Origin of the sequence: Sinimarinibacterium arenosum (genome assembly GCF_005047655.1) — a bacterium.
GTDB lineage: Bacteria > Pseudomonadota > Gammaproteobacteria > Nevskiales > Nevskiaceae > Solimonas.
Genome location: NZ_SUKF01000010.1, coordinates 23821 through 41756, shown reverse-complemented (window position 1 = coordinate 41756; position 17936 = coordinate 23821). Strand labels below are relative to the sequence as shown.

The following is a 17936-nucleotide window of genomic DNA, read 5'->3' as shown; positions in this document are numbered from 1 at the left end:
CGCAATGCGAATGATCCGCCCGCCGCTGCGCTGCACCTATAATGCCGCGCATGTGCGGTCGAGCCAGCATTGGAATCGCAGCGTGGATCTCATGCGCCATGGGGTGCCTTGCGTGGGCGCCTGTGGCGCGGGCTGCCGATGAGGTTTATCGCTGCCAGGTGGATGGCGCCACGGTGTTTTCCGACAAGCCCTGTGGCGATTCGGCAGAGCGTATCGACGTGCCGCCGCCGATGATCCTGCCGCCGCCGTCCGGCCCGAAGGTGGACCTGCTGGGCGAGGCCGAGCGTCGCGACCAGCGCGCCGCGGAGCGCAAGGCCAAGGCCGATGCCGAGTGGACGGCCGACTATCAGGCGCGCAAGGAGCAGGAGGAGAAGCTCCGCGCGGCACGGATTGCCGATGAAATCGTCACCGGCATGACCCCCGAGGATGTGCGGCGGATGCGGGGTGATCCGATCACCGTGGCGACTTCGCAGAGCGGCAAGTCGCAACGCATGACCTGGAGTTATCTGCTCGACGACGGCAGCCGGCTGCATGTGAAGTTCACCGATGGCGTGGTCAGTTCGACCTCTCTGCGTCAGGAGAAGAAGTAGTGGCCGCTGCCTTGATCAGTCTGGACGACGTGTGTCGCGCCGCAGCGGTGCTGGACGGCCAGATCGTGCGCACGCCCTGCACGCATTCGCGCGTGCTGTCGAAGATTACCGGAGCCGAAGTCTGGCTCAAGTTCGAGAATTTCCAGTTCACCGCTTCGTTCAAAGAGCGCGGCGCACTGAACAAACTGTCGCACCTGACGGAGGCTGAGCGCGCAGCGGGCGTGTGCGCGATGTCGGCCGGGAACCACGCGCAGGGCGTGGCCTACCATGCGACGCGCCTGGGCATCCGCAGCGTGATCGTGATGCCGCGCAATACGCCGTTTACCAAGGTGCGCAACACCCGCGAGCTGGGCGGCGAGGTGATCCTGCATGGCGAAACCCTGGCCGATGCGCAGGAATATCTGGAGCGCGAACTGGTCGCCGGAAAAGGCATGACCCTGGTTCATCCCTATGACGATCCCCTGATCATTGCGGGTCAGGGAACGGTAGCGCTGGAGATGATGGAGCAGGCGCCGGGTCTGGATACGCTGGTGGTGCCGATCGGCGGGGGCGGCTTGATTGCCGGCATGTCGATCGCCGCGCACGGCCTTGATCCCAATGTGCGCATGATCGGTGTCGAGTCGTCGGGTTATCCCTCGGCTTACGCGGCGTTGCAGAACGATCCCGAGCTGGTGCGCGGTGGACAGACCATCGCCGAAGGCATCGCCGTCAAGAATATCGGTCGTCTGACGATCGAGATTATCCGCGAGCAGGTGGCCGAGCTGATGCGGGTCGACGAAGCGACGATCGAGCGCGCGATCGGTCTGCTGGCGTCGATTGAAAAAGTCATTGTCGAAGGTGCCGGCGCCACCGGGCTTGCCGCGATGCTGAGCGATCCGGCACGTTTCGTCGGCCGCAAGGTCGGGCTGGTCCTGTGCGGTGGCAATATCGATACGCGGTTGCTGGCGTCGGTACTGCTGCGCCAGCTGGTCAACGAGCAGCGTCTGATCAGTCTGTCGGTCGACATTGAGGATCAGCCAGGAATCCTTGCGCGGGTCGCAGGCCGTATCGGCGAGTCCGGCGGCAACATCGTGCAGGTTCATCATGAACGCCTGCATCGTGGTCATGCCAAGGGGGCGACCCTGGAAGTCATGGTCGAGGCGCAGGACATGGCGCATGCGCGGCAGATCTTCGATGATCTGATCGCTTCCGGATTCACCGTGCGCCTGGGCACCGGCGGCATGGAATTCGACTGACCCCGAAATCATCATGAAACGCACGCTGTCTTTGTTCGAGTCCGCGACCGGACGTGGTCGCGTCGTGCGACAGGGTGATCTGGTGCAGATCATCATCGATGGGGGCGGTGCGCTGGTGACGACCTCGGTCGACTTTCGGGCTGCGCAGAAGTGGGCGCAGTCGAAGCCGGCAACCGGCAATTTGATCACCGATCGCGGGCGTTTCTTCGAGCAGATCGGTGCACTGGTGTCACGCCCTGGCACGATGGTGCCGACGCGGGGCAACAGCAAACAGCTTGAGGGGCTGGCACGGCTGATGAAGCAGGGCGGCTTCGATCTGGGCGAGTGGATGCTGCCACCGGAGCTGAAGAATGTCGGTCACGTGACGCTGCCCGGTCCGCAGGCGGCACGCGATGCCAAGGACGAAGGACAACCGGATCCTGTCGACGATCAGGCGACCGGCTCAGGCGACAAAGCCACGGAGTGACCGGGGCGCAGTCGCTGATTCGATCGGCTAGGAGATCACGGGTCTGCGCGGTGCCGCAGATGCAGGGACGAAAATGTCCTTGTACGCGGTGAACACCGACAGCAGCATTACCGGGGCCAGCACCAGCAGCCCCAGTCCCAGCGGAATCATGGCCAGTATCAGCAGCGCCAGCAGGGCGATGCCGTACACCAGTAGCGGAATGACATTGCGCAGGCAGGCGGCAAAGCTGGTCTGAAGGGCAGCAACCGGATCCATGCTGCTTAGCACGACCAGCGTCGGCGCGAACCAGGTGGCCATGCCCATCAGCGCGGACATCAGCAGCACCACCAAGGCGCCGAGAAGGACCCCGCTGGCTGCGGCCACGTCAGCGTGGTCGCCGCTCAGCGCAGAAACGCTGACGGCCGAGCCGAATACCAGCACCATGGCAACGACGACGATGATCGCGCCCATCACCACGTAGGCTACGCCGAGCAGCAGCAAAGGCTGCAGGTGCGGTGACTGCATCCCCGCCCACAGATATTCGAGTTTGAAGCGTTCACCGCGATCCTGTGCCTGCGCACCCAGCGCAATGCCGCCGAACAGGACCGGTGCAAACAGATTGATCAGCAGCGATCCGAGCAACGGCAGGCTGCTGACGACGATGGTGACGACAAAGACCACGATCATCGCGGCGATCCAGGCGCCGGCATCGGCGCGAAACAGACGGAACGCATCGGTGATCCAGCGCCATCCGGCACCGGCCGGTGCGGTGTGAATCGGCTGCTGCGGCTGCATGAACGCCTCCCGTGGGTAACGTGGGGTCAGGTGTGCCTGGCACGCAGCATAGCGGGTCCGCGAGGGCGGAGCGCTACGCGGGCGGTGATGTCGACAGACGTCCGAGACGGAAGGCGCGGACACCGAGCGTGACCGCGCCGGCGCCGGCCAGGGTGATCAGGGCGACGACGCCCGGCCAATGTGCGAGGCGCCAAATCAACGCCGGCAAAATGCCGCCCACGGTGCCACCGATGTAGTAGCTGGTGACGTACAGGCCGACCGCGGTTGCGCGCGCCTGCGGCACGGCCTCGCCGACAAACGTTGTGACTGTGGCTTGCGCGATGAACAGCCCAGTCGAGAACAGACACAGTCCGATGACGACGGCCCCGAGCCGGTCCGGTACGGTCACCAGCAGGCCGACGATCGCCAGTGACCACGCCGAGACCAGCATTGCGGTATGACCGTAGCGGTTCATCAGGCGGCCGGACCACGGCGTGACGATGACGCTGAGCAGGTAGACGGTGAAGATCAGCGACAGCTGTGCCGGCCCCAGTTCGAAGGGAGCTTCTGCCAGACGCAACGTGATGTAAGTAAAGCCCGCCACCAGTGCAAACAATGCGGCAAAGCCGGCAGCACAGGCGGCGCGCAGCTGCGGCAGGGCCAGCAGGCTCAACATCGGTGGGCGCGCTGTCGTCTCGGTGCGCTGCCGCGCCTGCTCCGGCGTCAGCCATGCGACGATCGCCCAGGCCAGCGCCAGCTGCAACATCGCCAGCGCCGCGAACGCCCAGCGCCATCCAGCAAGCTCGGCGACCATGCCGGCGAGCATGCGGCCCGCATATCCGCCGCCAATGGTGCCGGCGACATACAGCGCAGTGACCGGACGGGCCTGCACCGCCGGCCACTCCTGTGCGATGTAGGCGACCGTGACGGCGAAGATGCCGGGCAGCACCAGCCCCTGCAGAAATCGCGCAACGATCAGGAAGCCGGCCGATGGGGCCAGTGCGCACAGAAGTCCGGGCAGCGCCGCAAACAGCGCGGCGAATACGATCACGCGACGATGGCCGAGGCGATCGGCGATGACGCCGGCGAAAGGTGCGGCGAGCGCGACTCCGGCGGTGCCGGCAGACATGATCGCGCCGGCCAGCGCCACGTCCTGGCCCATCCATGCGCGTAGCAGGGGCAGCAGCGATTGCGGCGAGTACAGCGGCACGAAAGCCGCGGCCCCCGCCAGACACACCGCAATGCGGCGGCGATCCATACGGTTCCGGCAAAAACGACGAGGGGCGCCACCTTAGTGGCGCCCCTCGTCGATGTCCATACAGCCAGGGAAGGACTTATCGTCCCACCAGGGCGCGGGCGATGACTTCCTTCATGATCTCGTTGGTACCGCCGTAGATGCGCTGCACGCGGGCGTCGGCCCAGTAGCGCGAGATCGGGTATTCGGTCATGTAGCCGTAGCCGCCGAACAGCTGCAGGCAGGCGTCGACCACGCGGCCTTCCATCTCGCTGGTCGCGAGCTTGATCATCGCCGCGGTCGGCACGTCGAGCTTGCCCTCGACGTAGAGCCGGCAGCATTTCTCATAGAACGCGCGGGCGACCTCGATCTCGGTCTTGATCCGGGCCAGTTCGAAGCGGGTGTTCTGGAAGCTGGCGACCGGCTGTCCGAAGGCCTTGCGCTCCTTGACGTACGCGATGGTGCGCTCCAGCGCGCCCTCGGCGTGGGCCACCGCGGATACGGCCAGCATCAGGCGCTCGCGAGGCAGTTCGTCAATCAGGTGGCCAAAGCCGCCGCCGAGGCGGCCCAGCACGGCGTCGGGGCCGAGGCGGACGTCGTCGAAGAACAGTTCCGAGGTGTCGGCGGCATGCATGCCGACCTTCTCGAGGTTGCGGCCGCGCTTGAAGCCCGGCAGGTCGGTGTCGACCAGGAACAGGGTCATGCCCTTGGCGCCAGCCGCGGGGTCGGTTTTGGCGGCGACGATAACGACGTCGGCGTTCTGGCCGTTGGTGATGAAGGTCTTTGAACCGTTGAGGCGATAGCCGTCGCCGTCCGGAATCGCCGTCGTCTTAATCGCCTGCAAGTCCGAGCCGGTGCCTGGTTCGGTCATCGCGAGGGCGCCGAAGCACTCGCCGCTGATCATGCGCGGGAGATACTTCTGCTTTTGCGCCTCGGTGCCTAGATGGGAGATGTACGGCACGACGATGTCGGAGTGCATCATCACGTTGGTCACGAGCGACATGTAGCCTAGGCGTGCCGCCTCCTCCGCGATGGCGAAGGAGAACTCCAGCGGTGCCTCTGCGCCGCCGTAGGCTGCGGGAGCGTCCACACACAGCAGTCCGGCGTCGCCCATCTTGCGGTACAGCGATTTGGGCACGATGCCGTCGCGTTCCCACTGTTCGTAGTGCGGCTCTACCTCGTCGGCCAGAAAGCGCAGGATGGTATCGCGCCAGTCGGCCAACTCGGCGGCCATCGAATCGGACATCGGGTGATCAGCAGCAGTCATGGTTCCAGGTTCGTATAGGAGGGGGGGGGAGATCATCATCATTGACGCGCAGGGCGCCCGCCTCCCCGGATCGAGGGAGAATGGGTGGCCGCGCATCGGGGGCACCCGGGCTGCGGTGAGCCCGGATGCCGCTCGGATGCCGGCTCAGCGGCCGACCAGCGACCGCGCGATGACTTCTTTCATGATCTCGCTGGTGCCGCCGTAGACGCGCTGGATGCGCGCGTCGGCCCAGAAGCGCGAGATCGCGTATTCGGTCATGTAGCCGTAGCCGCCGAACAGCTGCAGGCAGGCATCGGTGACGCGGCCTTCCATTTCGGTGGTGGCGAACTTGACCATCGCCGCAGTCGGCACGTCCAGCGTGTTGTCGGCGTACTGCTGCGTGCACTTCTCGACGAAGGCGCGATGGACCTCAATTTCCGTCTTGCAGGTCGCAAGTACGAAGCGCGTGTTCTGGAAGCTGGCGATCGGCTGGCCGAAGGCCTTGCGCTGGGTCACGTACTCGATGGTTTTTTCCAGTGCACCCTGGGCGTGGGCAACGGCCGACACGGCCAGCACCAGACGCTCGCGCGGCAGCTCGTCAATCAGGTGGCCAAAGCCGCCGCCGAGGCGGCCGAGAATCTCGTCTTTGGAAATGCGCAGGTTGTCGAAGAACAGTTCGGACGTATCGGCCGAATGCAGGCCGGCCTTCTCAAGATTGCGTCCGCGCTTGAAGCCGGGCAGCGATGTGTCCACGGTGAACAGCGTCGTGCCCTTGGCGCCGGCCTTGGGGTCGGTCTTGGTCGCCAGGACCACGACGCCCGCATGCTGGCCGTTGGTGATGAAGGTCTTGGAGCCGTTGATGATGTAGTCGTCACCGTCTGCCGTGGCACTGGTCTTCATGCCCTGCAGATCGGAACCGGCGCCGGGCTCGGTCATGCCGATCGCGCCGATGCATTCGCCGGTTGCCATCTTCGGCAGGTACTTCTGCTTCTGCGCTTCGGTGCCCAGATGCAGGATGTACGGAGCGGCGATGTCGGAATGCACCGTCAGATTCGAGGCCAGCGCCAGGAAACCCATGCGCGCCGCTTCCTCGACAACCACGCAGGAGAAGGCGAACGGGGCGCCGATGCCGCCGTATTCCTCCGGCATGTCCACGCACAGCAGACCGGCTTCGCCCATCTTCAGGTACAGATCCTTCGGATAGATGCCGTCCTTTTCCCACTGCTCGTAATAGGGCTCGACGGTGTCCTTGAAGAAGCGGACGACGTTGTCGCGAAACAGTTCAAGTTCTTCGTTATGCATGCTCATGAGTCTTCTGCAATGGAGTTGAGAGGGGTCGTGGAGGAAGTCGGAGGGATCAGGGGCAGGTGCGGCGCCGCATCGGGAAGCGCAGCGCCATCGGCTGGCCGTTGGAGGTGCCTTCGATACGCGCATTGAGCTGATCCGGCGCGGTGAATTCGTAGACGATCCGGGACGGAAATTCGTTGCTCGGGTTGTCGAATACGACGCTGTGATTGGTCATCGACGCGGTATTGAAGCGGGTCTCGCTCTCGCCCTTGGGCATGGCGATGTAGTCGAAGCCGCCGCCACCGCTGGTGACAATCCGCAGGAACTCGAACTCGCGGGTGAAGCCGTTTTCGATGCGGCGTGAAACGCCGAGCATGCTGTTGCCAGTGGGGGCGGTCCAGTTCTCCTCGTAACTGCCGGTTTCGGTATCAAAGCCCCAGCAACCGCTCATCCAGGCAAAGCGGTTGACCCGAGCGGCATCGTCGGCGCCTGCCGTTGTGGCGGCGACCGAGAGCGCGAGCGCGCAGGCCAATTTCTTCAGCATTGCTGGCTCCTCCTGTTCGTGCCCCATTGTGGGGGCGTGCAGACACTGACGCGTGCAGTGCCGAGCGGGAGCCGCGCCCGGCCCCCTAGTCGCGAAAGCGACGGGTCAGGTCGCCATACGCATCAATGCGCCGGTCCCGCAGGAACGGCCACCAGCGCCGGACGTTTTCGCTGCGCTGCAGATCGATGTCGACCAGCAGCACTTCTTCGCGTTCGTCGCCCACTGCTAGCAATTCACCCTGGGGTCCGGCGGCGAAGCTGTGTCCCCAGAACTGCGCACCCGGCCATTGACCGGTCGGGTCCGGCTCGAAGCCGACGCGATTGGCCACCAGCACCGGCAGGCCATTGGCCACCGCATGTGCACGCTGGATCGTAACCCAGGCATCGCGCTGCCGACCCTGCTCTTCGGTAGGGTCTTGCGGGTTCCAGCCAATCGCGGTGGGGTAGAGCAGCAGGTCGGCGCCGGCCAGCGCCATCAGCCGCGCGGCCTCCGGATACCACTGGTCCCAGCACACCAGCACCCCGAGGCGGCCGACACTGGTGTCGATCGGGGCAAAGCCCGGACCGCTGCTGGCAGATGCAGCGTCGCCGGGGGTGAAATAGAACTTCTCGTAGTACCCCGGATCGTCCGGGATGTGCATCTTGCGGTAGATGCCGGCGAGGCTGCCGTCACGCTCCAGCACCACCGCGGTGTTGTGGTACAGGCCCGGGGCACGGCGCTCGAACAGCGAACCGACGATGACCACACCCAGTTCCGACGCCAGGGCGCCGAGAAAGTCACTGCTGGGGCCCGGAATCGGTTCGGCCAGGTCAAACAGGTCCGTGGACTCGTGCTGACAGAAATACAGACTGGTATGCAGTTCCTGTAACAGCACCAATTGCGCACCTTGTGCGGCAGCGGCGCGGATCGCGGCTTCGGAGGTGCGGAGATTGACGCTGGGGTCTTCGACGCAGGCGTGCTGGACGATGCCGACGCGGAGTTGTTTGGAGGTCATGCTGCGGCGCTCGGGATTTGCATGGTCACACAGTGCAGACTGCCATACTGGGCAATCAGTGCACGGCAATCAATGCCGATGACTTTCCGATCAGGGAAGCAGGGGCGCAGGCGTGAAAGCGCTTCTTCGTCGTTGATGTCGGCGTAGATCGGCACCAGCACCGCGCCGTTCAGGATCAGGAAGTTGGCATAGCCGGCCGGCAGGCGGCGACCGTCGTCGGCATGGATCGGTTGTGGCAAGGGCAGCGGCACTAGGCGATATGGCTTGCCGTCGGCAGTGCGCAGCGCGCGCAGCTCCTCGGCCATCGCCCCCAGATCGGCGTAGTGCGGATCGCTGGCGTCGTCGCACGCCTGGTAGGCGATCGTGCGGGCATCGCAGAAGCGGGCCACCGTGTCGATGTGGCCATCGGTATCGTCGCCCAACAGATCGCCATGGCGCAGCCACAGGATCCGCTGCAGTCCGAACCACTGCTGCAGCCTGGCTTCGATCTGCGCCTTGTCGAACTGTGGATTGCGCGTGGGGGCGAGCAGGCAGCGTTCAGTGGTCAGCAGCGTGCCCTGGCCGTCGGACTCGATGCCGCCGCCCTCCAATACGAAGTCCAGCGATTCCACCGGTGCATTCCAGCACTGCTGCGCGGCCAGCGCGCGCGTGACCTGATTGTCCAGCGTGGCGTCGAACTTGCCGCCCCAGCCGTTGAACACGAAGTCCAGGTGCACCGCATCGCCGTCGCGAAAAACAGTGATCGGCCCATGGTCGCGGGCCCAGACATCGTCGGCCGGCACCGGATACAGCTGCAGGCGTTCGGCCTGTGCGCCGGCGGCGGTCAGGTGCTCCCGCAGACCGTCGACATCTTCGCCGCAGGCCACGATCAGGTTCTCGAAACGGGTGATCGCCACCGCGATCTGCGTGAAGTTCGCTTCGACCTCGGCAAAGATGTCGGCGAAGTCGCCGTCGGGGCGCGGCCAGGTCAGCTGCACCGCGCGTTGCGGGGCCCACTCCGCCGGTAAGACGATGGTCATGATCGGTCCGTATTGGGTGATGGACATGGAAAGGGGCGCTGATGCGCCCCCGGAATAGTGCTTCGGCAGCGTTTCGGCGCAATGGCGGCGACGCTGCGGACAGGCGTGAATTTTACGGACCGTCGCTGAGCTCGTCCACGTGAGACAGCGGCGCCGGGGCATCCTTGACCACGATATCGATCACCGTACTGTTTTCGAAGAACACCGAAAAGCCGTCGTAATCCCAGCGCGTGATCGGCGGCGTTTTCGGGCCACCGCCGCCGGCCGGGGCGTGGCGTTGCAGCGGCTCGCCAAACTGGCGGGTGACGGCGTTCATCGTCATGCCGCGCTGGGGCAGTGAGGATGGCGCGGCAGGGGTTGCTGACTCGGCTTCGGGCAGCGTCAGAACATCCGCATGCAGGGCTGGCGCGGCACCGAGTGCAGCCATCGTCAGTAGCAGAAAAATCTTTCTCATGAGCGCACTTGCGATATATAGCTGGCTTTGAATATAGCACCGGAACGGCCCCTTGGCAGCGTTCACTGCCGCGATGCCAGACACTCCCGGCCGGCGGTATCATCCTTCTGTCGGTTCACAAGGGGAGGGAACAGAATGAATCGGATCGGTATTGCCGCGTTCGCGGCCGTTTGTGCGTTGGCTGCCTCCGGGGTTGAGGCGTCAGGTGACGCTGGCGATTTCTGGGTCAGCCTGGGGGCTGGCGTCTATGGTGCGCAGGACTACGATGCGCCGTCGGGGCAGCAGAAGGGGGATGCCCAGCGTACCGGCGGTGGTGAGGGCGTACTCGCGATGAGCTACGCGGGGCCGGTGCTATTGCGACTGCGTGCCAGCTGGATGCTGGAGTTCACCAGCAACACCGCCGAGGAAGTAGGCGGGCTGATCGGCCTGCCGGTGGTGCCGTCAAAGGTTTTCGTTGCCGCCGGCGTCAGTCGCCTGACCGATGTGTCCAATCGCCAGCAGTCGCCGACGGTGGGCGTGCCGATCGAGCTGCTGTTCTATCCCACGCGCGGGCTGGAAATGGGCATTCACGGCAATTTCAATCCGGACAGCGATTTCATTGGCGTGACCCTGTCCGGCGTGTTCGGCAAGAAGCGCGCGCCCTAGCGTACGCGCGGTGATTCGACGGGGCCGCGCCGTGCGCCGGACGCGAACTGAATGCCACGGGCAACTTGCCCGTGGCATTCACTGGATCGATCAGCGGTGCGGCGGCAGCGCGCCGATGTAGCCCAGATACGAACGACGCTCCGCACTGTCGGTGGTGACCTTGTCCTCGTCGCTTTCACCGTACGGGTGCTGAACCACGGCCATGATGTAGCCGAAGCCGTCGATTTCCGGGTAGTAGTAGACCGAGGTGGTTTCCGCGCCGTATGGCGTGGTCGCAATGCGGGTCAGCTTGCCGCTGTCGGTGCGATAGGCCCAGACCATGTCGTTCTGGTGGCCGCTGCCGGTGTCCTCGCCGATCAGCAGCATGTTCTGCCCCGGCATCACGCTGACGTTGTCCGGATTGGCCAAGCCGTCGACGTCGCAGCTGCTGTTGGCAAACGGACTGTCGGACGGGTAGGCGTCGATCGTGGTCGGATTCAGGCGCTCGGGATCGGCCACGGTGGTCATGCGTCCGGCAATCATGCCGTGTGCGGACTGCGCGACAAACGGGCTGCCGATATCGCTGTCCTCACCGACCGTGAAACGGTAGACCGCACCGCAGCTGTTGAACAGCGCCTTGACGTCGTTGGACGTGCCGACGTCGTACTTGGTGCTGTCGGCGCCGTTCTTCTTGTTGTCCTCCATGCCGTACTGAACTTCCGAGTAGGCCACATAGAGCTGATTGTGGCGTGCGTCGAAGCTGATGCCTTCTTCCTTGCGCAATTCGGTCGTCGCGCCCAGGTAGCCTGCGTAGCGGCGGGTCTCCAGGAACGCGGCGGCCTGCTCCATGCCGGGGTTGAGCTTGAGGCATTCCTCGCCGATGCCATTGGCGTTCACGGAGGTGTAGGCGCCGGGGCAGGTGCCGTCCGCGGCGGGATCGACCGTCGCGAAGATGTCGCTGAACTGGATGCCGTCGGCGATCAGCGCATCGATCTCGGCATCGCTGGCGTGGCCGAGCTTGATCCAGCTCAGGTCGGCGTCGATCAGATCCGACTCCCCGGCCGGCGTGGTCTGATGCCACTTGACGGCATACAGCGCGCCGGAGGAAAGGTCGGACGCAGTGTCGGCGACATACATGAACAGGCCGACATTGGTGCCATCGTCGGTGCCGTAGACGGTGCGCTCGTCCGGCATCACATAGGACAGCTCGTGGGCGAACCGGCCCATCGAGTAGTGCTTGACCACGCTGTGCGCGCCGCTGGTGTCAGTGACGCGGACTTCGACCGGATAACCGTAGCGATAGGCCTGGACCTTCGAGGTGTCGCCGCCGAAGAACGAAGCCATCGCTTCGGCGGAGGCGTCGCCGCTGCGCGCGTCCGGCTCGTACTCTTCGCTGCCGAGGTGGCTGCCCCACGGCGTGACGCTGCCCGCGCAGGGATTCCAGATGCCGTAGATCCCGGACAGATCCAGCGCCGTGGTGGACTCGGCGCTGAGACGGCCGCTGCTGGGATCCTGCGCCAGTGCGGTCAGGTACATCGTTCCGGGAATGCTTTCGAACTGCGACACCGAGAACAGCTTGCTGCCGACCTGCAGGATCGACGAGAAGTCATTGGAGTCGGCGATCGTGGTCGAACCGTCGGTCTGCATGATCGGCGTCTGGGTCTGATCCAGAACCTGGCCGAACACGTTCAGCTGTTCGCTGTCGCCGCGCTGTTCGCCCGAGCGCAGCAGGGTAACAAAGCCGATGTCGGCTCGCTTTCCTCCGAGAGTTACCGATTCGCTGGCGCGAACGGCACGCTTCTCACCGTCGGTCTGCGCGGCGCTGACCGGTTCGAAGCGGGTATCGACCGTCGGGCTATTGCAGGCTGTCAGGAACACGGTGCCGAGCGCAAGCAGCGCGGCGGCGGAGGGCGTCAGGGAGAACTGCGGGGAGCGGATCATGGCAAGACTCGATGAGGTTGAAGAGAGAGATGACGCTGAAGCGGAACGGCGACGGTTGATACGAATCAGGGCGCACCCAGCCGCGGTGCCGGCAGCGGTGTGACAATGCCGGTGGGCTGATCCATGTCGACGTCGCGCAGTACGTTGTCGCTGGGCGAGATCACCGGATCCCGGCCCTTGGCGAAGGACTGCTCGCGCACGACCAGCCAGTAGGCCTTGTTCAGCAGCAGAGCGCGCTCCGGCGACGGCAGCATCAGGCTTTCGAGATCCGTGGCGAGCGTGGCGAAGGCGGCTGCGCGCGGGGCGCCGTTTTCGTCGAAGAAGCGCTGACGGACTTCGGCATTGGCCCGGAATTCGTCGCCGGCCTGGTTCGCCAGCAAATAGCTGCGGAACTCGGTCTGGCCGTCGGTACGCAGCGGATCGGGCAGCTGCCGGAACGGACGCGATCCCCAATATTCCCAACCATGATTGTTCCCGCGATTGATCTTGCGCGGGAACGCGAAGGCACCGTCTTCAGTGGCGGACAGTCCAGAATGACAGCCGACACAGAACTGCGATTCCTCCTGCGTCTGCGGGCGCAGACGCCCGCGGGCGTCCTCGATATAGCCCTGGTAGGCCCAGCCCAATGGGCTGATCAGTCCGCGTTCCGGGTCGCCCAGATACTGCTCGGGCCGATCCGGGTTGAGATCGGCTTCCTTGATGTCTTTGAGCGATTGCGAGTACAGATCCGAGTAGGTCAGCCAGCGACGCTTGCGGCTATAGCGCAGTTCCTTCATGCGGGGCGCGGCAACCACGACGCCGGTTGCATCAAGGTCGAGGTAGCGCACGCTGTGCAGGAATTCGGTGCCCTCGGGAAACAGGCCCGCGGCGAGGTGAACCTGCCCGGCATCCTGCGCCGTGGAGGCTTGGCCGACGTAATGCATGTAGCGCTTTTCCAGCGGCGCCCAGTCGAAAGTGACCTGCGTGGCGGTGCCGAGCACGCCGTCCTTGTCCAGATCGACTCCTAATGCAGTTTCGTCAGTTGCCGTGATCGGCGTGTTGCGCCGCGTGATCAGGCTTTCGACGATGGCCAGATTGGTGGTGTAGACGGTCTCGCTGGGCTTGCCGTCGCGGTCCTGACGGAACACTTCCGGCAATCGGATCAGAACGTCGTCGAAGGCACCGTTGGTAGGCATGAAGGCGCCGGGAAACGGGTAATAGACGAACGCGCGCCAGCCGGTCATTTTGCCGCCGGCCGTACGGTCGTAGCCCTGAGCGTCGAAGCGGAACTGCGCATCGGGAACGTAGCCGTCCCAGCTACCGTTGCCGTTGACGTCCCAGTGCGCCGGCACGTTCTTGAGTCGTTCGGTTAGCTCGATGGCGCCGGCCTGATTGCGGTAGTTGTCGCCGCGGACGTAGCTCAGCGTGTCGTCGTCGGTGATGGCAGCAATCTGCCTACCGCGATCGATGAACAGATTGCTCCAGTCGTTGTGCGTTGTGCTGCCCGCGTGAACCTGCGGAAACGCATAGGCAAGCTGCAGCTCGGGTTGCGACTGGTAATTCGGCTCCGGCGCCTCGGCATGGCAGACATAGCAGGGATTCTGCACCGCCTTGCTGCCGGCATCCTGTGTGCGGGTGAAGCATTGCGGCGGAATATTGGCGATTGTGTTGGCGACCGGGCGCACGGTCAGGTTGACGCCGCCGTCGTCCTGCGGCGCGGGTGCTGGCTGGCGGCAAGCGGACATCGAAATCACCAGCCCCAGAAGGCAGCTCCGGTGCAGACCCGCTCGGGTAACCGAGCGCACAGTCATCTGGCGTTCTGGGTGACGACGATGCACGGCCATAAAAAAGAAAAGAGGTCCCGGCGCTTTGCCGGGACCGAGTCGGGGACAGATCGAAAATTGGACTGAGGGTTCAGCTGGCGATATCGCCGCTATCGTCCTTGGTGATCACGATGGTTGCCGAACGTGGGCGACTGTTGGCGGTGCCGACAGCCGTGGCGTCACCGGTGATCGAGGGCCAGTTGCTGGTCGGCGCTTCCGGTGAACCGTCCTCACCCGGATGCTGAATGTTTACGAACATGGTCTTGCGGTCCGGCGTCATCGTGATGCCGGTGATTTCGCATTCCTTCGGACCGACCAGGAAGCGACGCAGGGTGTCGTCGCTCGGCAGGGCGCCGATATAGGTCTTCTGGTCGCCGATGGTGATCTCGCCGCCGTCACCGACCTTGCCGGGCACCGCAGCCAGCATCATGCAGTTGGTCGTATCGGTGTAGGCGCCGTCGTCAGTCTGGATCCACAGCATGCCGCTGCTGTCGAACCACAGACCGTCCGGGCTCGAGAAATCATTCGCCGCGGTCAGTCCGGACACGTTGATGCTGACGCCATAGGTCGAACGGGCACCGAAGAGGAAGATGTCCCATTCAAACGTGGTTGACGAGGACATGCCGCCGTCTTCACGCCAGCGGATGATGTGTCCATTGACGTTGCCGTCCAGGTCCGGGTTGCCGTCGGTGCCGGCGTCATACGAGCGCGGATTGGCTGCGTCGACCGGCTGCGAGCCGGCGCCGCCCTGGCCGCGACCGCTGGAGCTGCTGGAGCTGTTGGTCAGTGTGAAGTAAACCTCGCCGCTCTTGTGATGGACCGCACCCCACTCGGGGCGATCCATCTTGGTAGCACCGACCGAATCTGCGGCCAGACGAGTTCCGACCATGACCGCGGCCTGGCTGCTGAAGGGATATTTGGCATTGCTTTCATCAAGGCCATTGCTCTGGTAGGCCAGCGCAATCCATTCACCCGTGCCGTCGGCGTTGAACTTCGCGACATACAGCGTGCCGCTGTTCAGGTACTTGTCGCCGGCGTCCAGGCCGCCCTCGGCGTCAGCGGGATCCCAATTCGCATTCGAGACGTACTTGTAGATGTACTCGTTGCGGGAGTCGTCCCCGGTGTAGGCAACGATCGGCTCGCCCTTCTTCGCTGGCGCGAAGATGCAGCCTTCGTGGCCCAGACGTCCCATGGCCGAGCGCTTACGCGGTGCTGAATCCGGGGTATAGGGGTCGATCTCGACGATCCATCCGTAAGTATAGGCTTCGTTGCGATAGTCCGCACCGGCCGAGGCGCCACTCACAGTGATGTCGAGGCGCTGGAACTGGTCGCCGGCGGCGGTGGTCCAGCCGTAGTTGCCGGCAGCGCCCGGGTTGATTCCGTAGCGCGACAGCAGCGCGTTGTCGGCGCTGTTGCGGTTGGCGTCGTCGCCGGTTGCCCGCTTGAAATAGTACGCCCAGTTCTCTTCGCAGGTCAGGTAGGTGCCCCACGGCGTCTGGCCGTTGGCGCAGTTGTTCAGCGTGCCGCGGGTCGTGCTGCCATCAGTGGAGTACTTGGTGACGGCAAATCCGCTGTTGCGCAACGGGCCATGCAATTCCATTTGCGTGAACGGCGTGATGCGGCGGTTGTACAGAGAGTCCTGAACGACCAACCAGACACCGCCGGTTTTCTTGATCTCGATGACGCTGACGCCGTGGCAGTTCATTTCCTTAAGCACTTCCGCTTGTGGGCGGACGCCGCCGTTGGACGTTGCACCGGCCACGTGCAGGTAGTCCTGCGTAATGTTTTCGTGGTTGATGCACAGCAGCCCGTTATCCGAGGCGCTTGAACCGTTCGGCAGCGGGAAGTACGACATGCCGTCGTGATGGTCGCCCGCGCGCTGGTCGAAGTCGGCATCAAGTCCGGCGTTGCTGTAGGCGCCGATTCCAGCCTTGATCGGATCGCCCAGGGCGTAAAGCACCGCTGCCGAGTAGCCGCTGGGAATCGACACGAAGTCGGCTTTGCTGTGCGCAACCGCGCTGAACCCGAGCTTGGGGGATGCGCCGTTGTCATCGTCGCTGCAGCCGACAAGGCCGACACTGCCGAACATCGCCGCGGTCGTGGCCGACAAGCCACCAAATACCGCCTGTCGGCGAGTGATACGTGCGTTCAGGACGTCGGAGATGTGGGGATTAGAAGAGAAATTGGTGACAGGTTCGTCGTCGTGTCTGCTCACGGGTTGCTTCCTTGGCGAGTTCTGGGCTGGGTTGACGCGCGGATGCTAAAGAGCCCGTGTTGCGTATTGCTTACCGTTTTGTGTCACCGGAACGATCCTGTGGGTGTCATCTGCAATGGATCGCCGGATCCGTCCCGCAGCGCGTCGGGCCTATCGCTATACTCATCCGCTGCAACAATTGACCGATCCCCCGTGCACAATCCCTACGAGTTGTATGCCGGCCTGCGCTATACGCGCGCCAAGCGGCGCAACCATTTCATTTCCTTCATCTCGATGGCGTCGATGCTCGGTATCGCGATCGGCGTGACCGCACTGATCACAGTGCTGTCGGTGATGAACGGCTTCGAGCGCGAGCTGCGGACGCGCATCCTCGGCATGGCTTCGCACGCATCGATTTCAGCGTTTCGCGGTAGCCTTGAAGACTGGCCGCAGGTGGCCGATTCGGCGATGAAAAATTCCTCGATCGAAGGCGTTGCGCCGTATATCGAGGGCGAGGGCATGGTCAAGGTTGGTGGTGAACTCTCGGGGACGCTGCTGCGCGGCATTCTGCCGGAGGAGGAGGTCAAGGTCTCCGATATCGGCGCCAACATGAAGGCGGGTTCGCTGGATTCGCTGCAGCCAGGGGCCTACAACATCATCCTGGGCTATGAACTGGCAACATCGCTGGGCGCGACCCTGGGCGATCATGTCGATTTGATGATTCCGCAGGCCAGTGTGACGCCGGCCGGTGTGCTGCCACGGTTTCGCCGTTTCACAGTGACCGGCATCTTCCAGGTTGGCATGTACGAGTTCGACCGCGGTCTGGTGCTGGTTCATATGAAGGATGCCCAGGCGCTGCTGCGTCTGGGCGAGGGCGTCACTGGCGTGCGCCTGAAACTGTTCGACCTGTTCCAGGCGCCGCAGGTCGCGCGCGATCTGGCCGGAACCTTGCCGGGCATGTTCTACGTGTCCGACTGGACCCGCAGCCACGCCAATTTCTTCCGCGCAGTGAAGACCGAGAAGATGGTGATGTTCATCATCCTGTCGCTGATCGTCGGCGTCGCCGCGTTCAATATCGTGTCGACCCTGGTGATGGTGGTTCAGGACAAGCAGGCCGACATCGCGATTCTGCGCACGCTCGGCGCGACGCCGCGTTCGATCATGGCGATCTTCATGGTGCAGGGGTCGATCATCGGCATCGTCGGTACCCTGCTGGGCGTCGCTGGCGGCATTGCGCTGGCGCTCAACGTCGAGAGTCTGGTGCCGCTGCTGGAGCGATTGATGGGACAGCAGTTCCTGTCGCCGGATGTGTACTACATCAGCGAACTGCCGTCGCAGCTGGAGCCGGGCGACGTGATCCGGATCGCCGGCCTTTCGCTGGCACTGGGCCTGTTCTCGACCCTGTATCCGGCCTGGCGTGGCTCGCGCGTCCAACCGGCGGAGGCGCTGCGGTATGAGTAAGCCCCTGAACAGCGTGGAGGGGCCCCAGGCACAGCCTGGGGATCGTAGCGTCGTGAAGGGGCAGCCCCAATGGAAAAGAGTCGAAGGCCTCG

16 protein-coding genes are annotated in these 17936 nt (G+C 64.2%); 5 read left to right on the top strand and 11 right to left on the bottom strand.

Annotated features, from left to right (window positions below; all coding sequences use genetic code 11):
- Nucleotides 1–98 precede the first annotated feature (98 nt).
- The 3 genes from E4T66_RS18855 to E4T66_RS18845 are packed head-to-tail and all read left to right on the top strand — an operon-like array spanning nucleotide 99 to nucleotide 2291.
- Entirely contained in the window at nucleotides 99–590 is a 492-nt protein-coding gene (locus E4T66_RS18855; protein ID WP_169577719.1) for a DUF4124 domain-containing protein, read from the top strand.
- A complete protein-coding gene (locus E4T66_RS18850; protein ID WP_169577718.1) occupies nucleotides 590–1825 on the top strand; it encodes a threonine ammonia-lyase in 1236 nt (411 codons plus the stop codon). Before E4T66_RS18855 ends, E4T66_RS18850 begins: the two co-directional genes overlap by 1 nt.
- Nucleotides 1826–1838: 13 nt before the next feature.
- Complete coding sequence (locus E4T66_RS18845; protein ID WP_136851197.1) at nucleotides 1839–2291, top strand: hypothetical protein; 453 nt, start codon at nucleotides 1839–1841, stop codon at nucleotides 2289–2291.
- Between the two features lie 27 nt (nucleotides 2292–2318).
- On the opposite strand, the gene E4T66_RS18840 is transcribed toward E4T66_RS18845, so the two are convergent.
- The 8 genes from E4T66_RS18840 to E4T66_RS18805 form a co-directional block, all read right to left on the bottom strand.
- Nucleotides 2319–3065, bottom strand: a complete 747-nt coding sequence (locus tag E4T66_RS18840; protein ID WP_136851195.1) for a BPSS1780 family membrane protein — start codon at nucleotides 3063–3065, stop codon at nucleotides 2319–2321.
- 73 nt (nucleotides 3066–3138) lie between these two features.
- Nucleotides 3139–4302 (bottom strand): MFS transporter, encoded by a 1164-nt coding sequence (locus E4T66_RS18835; protein ID WP_136851193.1) that lies wholly within the window; start codon nucleotides 4300–4302, stop codon nucleotides 3139–3141.
- A 76-nt stretch (nucleotides 4303–4378) separates the two neighbouring features.
- Nucleotides 4379–5512 carry an acyl-CoA dehydrogenase family protein gene (locus E4T66_RS18830; protein ID WP_248679799.1) on the bottom strand — a complete coding sequence of 378 codons (1134 nt, stop codon included), beginning with the start codon at nucleotides 5510–5512 and terminating at the stop codon, nucleotides 4379–4381.
- A gap of 177 nt (nucleotides 5513–5689) precedes the next feature.
- A complete protein-coding gene (locus E4T66_RS18825; RefSeq protein ID WP_136851189.1) occupies nucleotides 5690–6832 on the bottom strand; it encodes an acyl-CoA dehydrogenase family protein in 1143 nt (380 codons plus the stop codon).
- A gap of 49 nt (nucleotides 6833–6881) precedes the next feature.
- A complete protein-coding gene (locus E4T66_RS18820) occupies nucleotides 6882–7355 on the bottom strand; it encodes a DUF6265 family protein (protein ID WP_136851187.1) in 474 nt (157 codons plus the stop codon).
- Between the two features lie 85 nt (nucleotides 7356–7440).
- Nucleotides 7441–8349: a carbon-nitrogen hydrolase gene (locus E4T66_RS18815; protein ID WP_136851185.1), complete on the bottom strand. Its 909-nt coding sequence runs from the start codon at nucleotides 8347–8349 to the stop codon at nucleotides 7441–7443.
- Entirely contained in the window at nucleotides 8346–9368 is a 1023-nt protein-coding gene (locus E4T66_RS18810) for an agmatine deiminase family protein (protein WP_136851183.1), read from the bottom strand. The genes E4T66_RS18815 and E4T66_RS18810 overlap by 4 nt, the downstream gene beginning before the upstream one ends.
- A 112-nt stretch (nucleotides 9369–9480) precedes the next feature.
- Nucleotides 9481–9822 carry a hypothetical protein gene (locus tag E4T66_RS18805; RefSeq protein ID WP_211243031.1) on the bottom strand — a complete coding sequence of 114 codons (342 nt, stop codon included), beginning with the start codon at nucleotides 9820–9822 and terminating at the stop codon, nucleotides 9481–9483.
- 135 nt (nucleotides 9823–9957) lie between these two features.
- Here E4T66_RS18805 and E4T66_RS18800 point away from each other — a divergent pair, with 135 nt between their 5' ends.
- A complete protein-coding gene (locus tag E4T66_RS18800) occupies nucleotides 9958–10467 on the top strand; it encodes a hypothetical protein (RefSeq protein ID WP_136851181.1) in 510 nt (169 codons plus the stop codon).
- 90 nt (nucleotides 10468–10557) lie between these two features.
- Here E4T66_RS18800 and E4T66_RS18795 read toward each other — a convergent pair whose 3' ends face one another.
- The 3 genes from E4T66_RS18795 to E4T66_RS18785 all read right to left on the bottom strand — a co-directional run bounded on the left by E4T66_RS18795 (nucleotide 10558) and on the right by E4T66_RS18785 (nucleotide 16404).
- Nucleotides 10558–12387, bottom strand: a complete 1830-nt coding sequence (locus tag E4T66_RS18795) for a PhoX family protein (protein ID WP_136851179.1) — start codon at nucleotides 12385–12387, stop codon at nucleotides 10558–10560.
- 65 nt (nucleotides 12388–12452) lie between these two features.
- Nucleotides 12453–14111 carry a hypothetical protein gene (locus E4T66_RS18790; RefSeq protein WP_211243030.1) on the bottom strand — a complete coding sequence of 553 codons (1659 nt, stop codon included), beginning with the start codon at nucleotides 14109–14111 and terminating at the stop codon, nucleotides 12453–12455.
- 169 nt (nucleotides 14112–14280) lie between these two features.
- The gene (locus E4T66_RS18785) at nucleotides 14281–16404 is read right to left on the bottom strand and encodes a PhoX family protein (protein ID WP_136851175.1); all 2124 of its coding nucleotides are present in this window, start codon (nucleotides 16402–16404) and stop codon (nucleotides 14281–14283) included.
- Between the two features lie 192 nt (nucleotides 16405–16596).
- Between E4T66_RS18785 and E4T66_RS18780 the strand changes: the two genes are divergently transcribed.
- Nucleotides 16597–17844: a lipoprotein-releasing ABC transporter permease subunit gene (locus E4T66_RS18780; RefSeq protein WP_136851173.1), complete on the top strand. Its 1248-nt coding sequence runs from the start codon at nucleotides 16597–16599 to the stop codon at nucleotides 17842–17844.
- Nucleotides 17845–17936 lie beyond the last annotated feature (92 nt).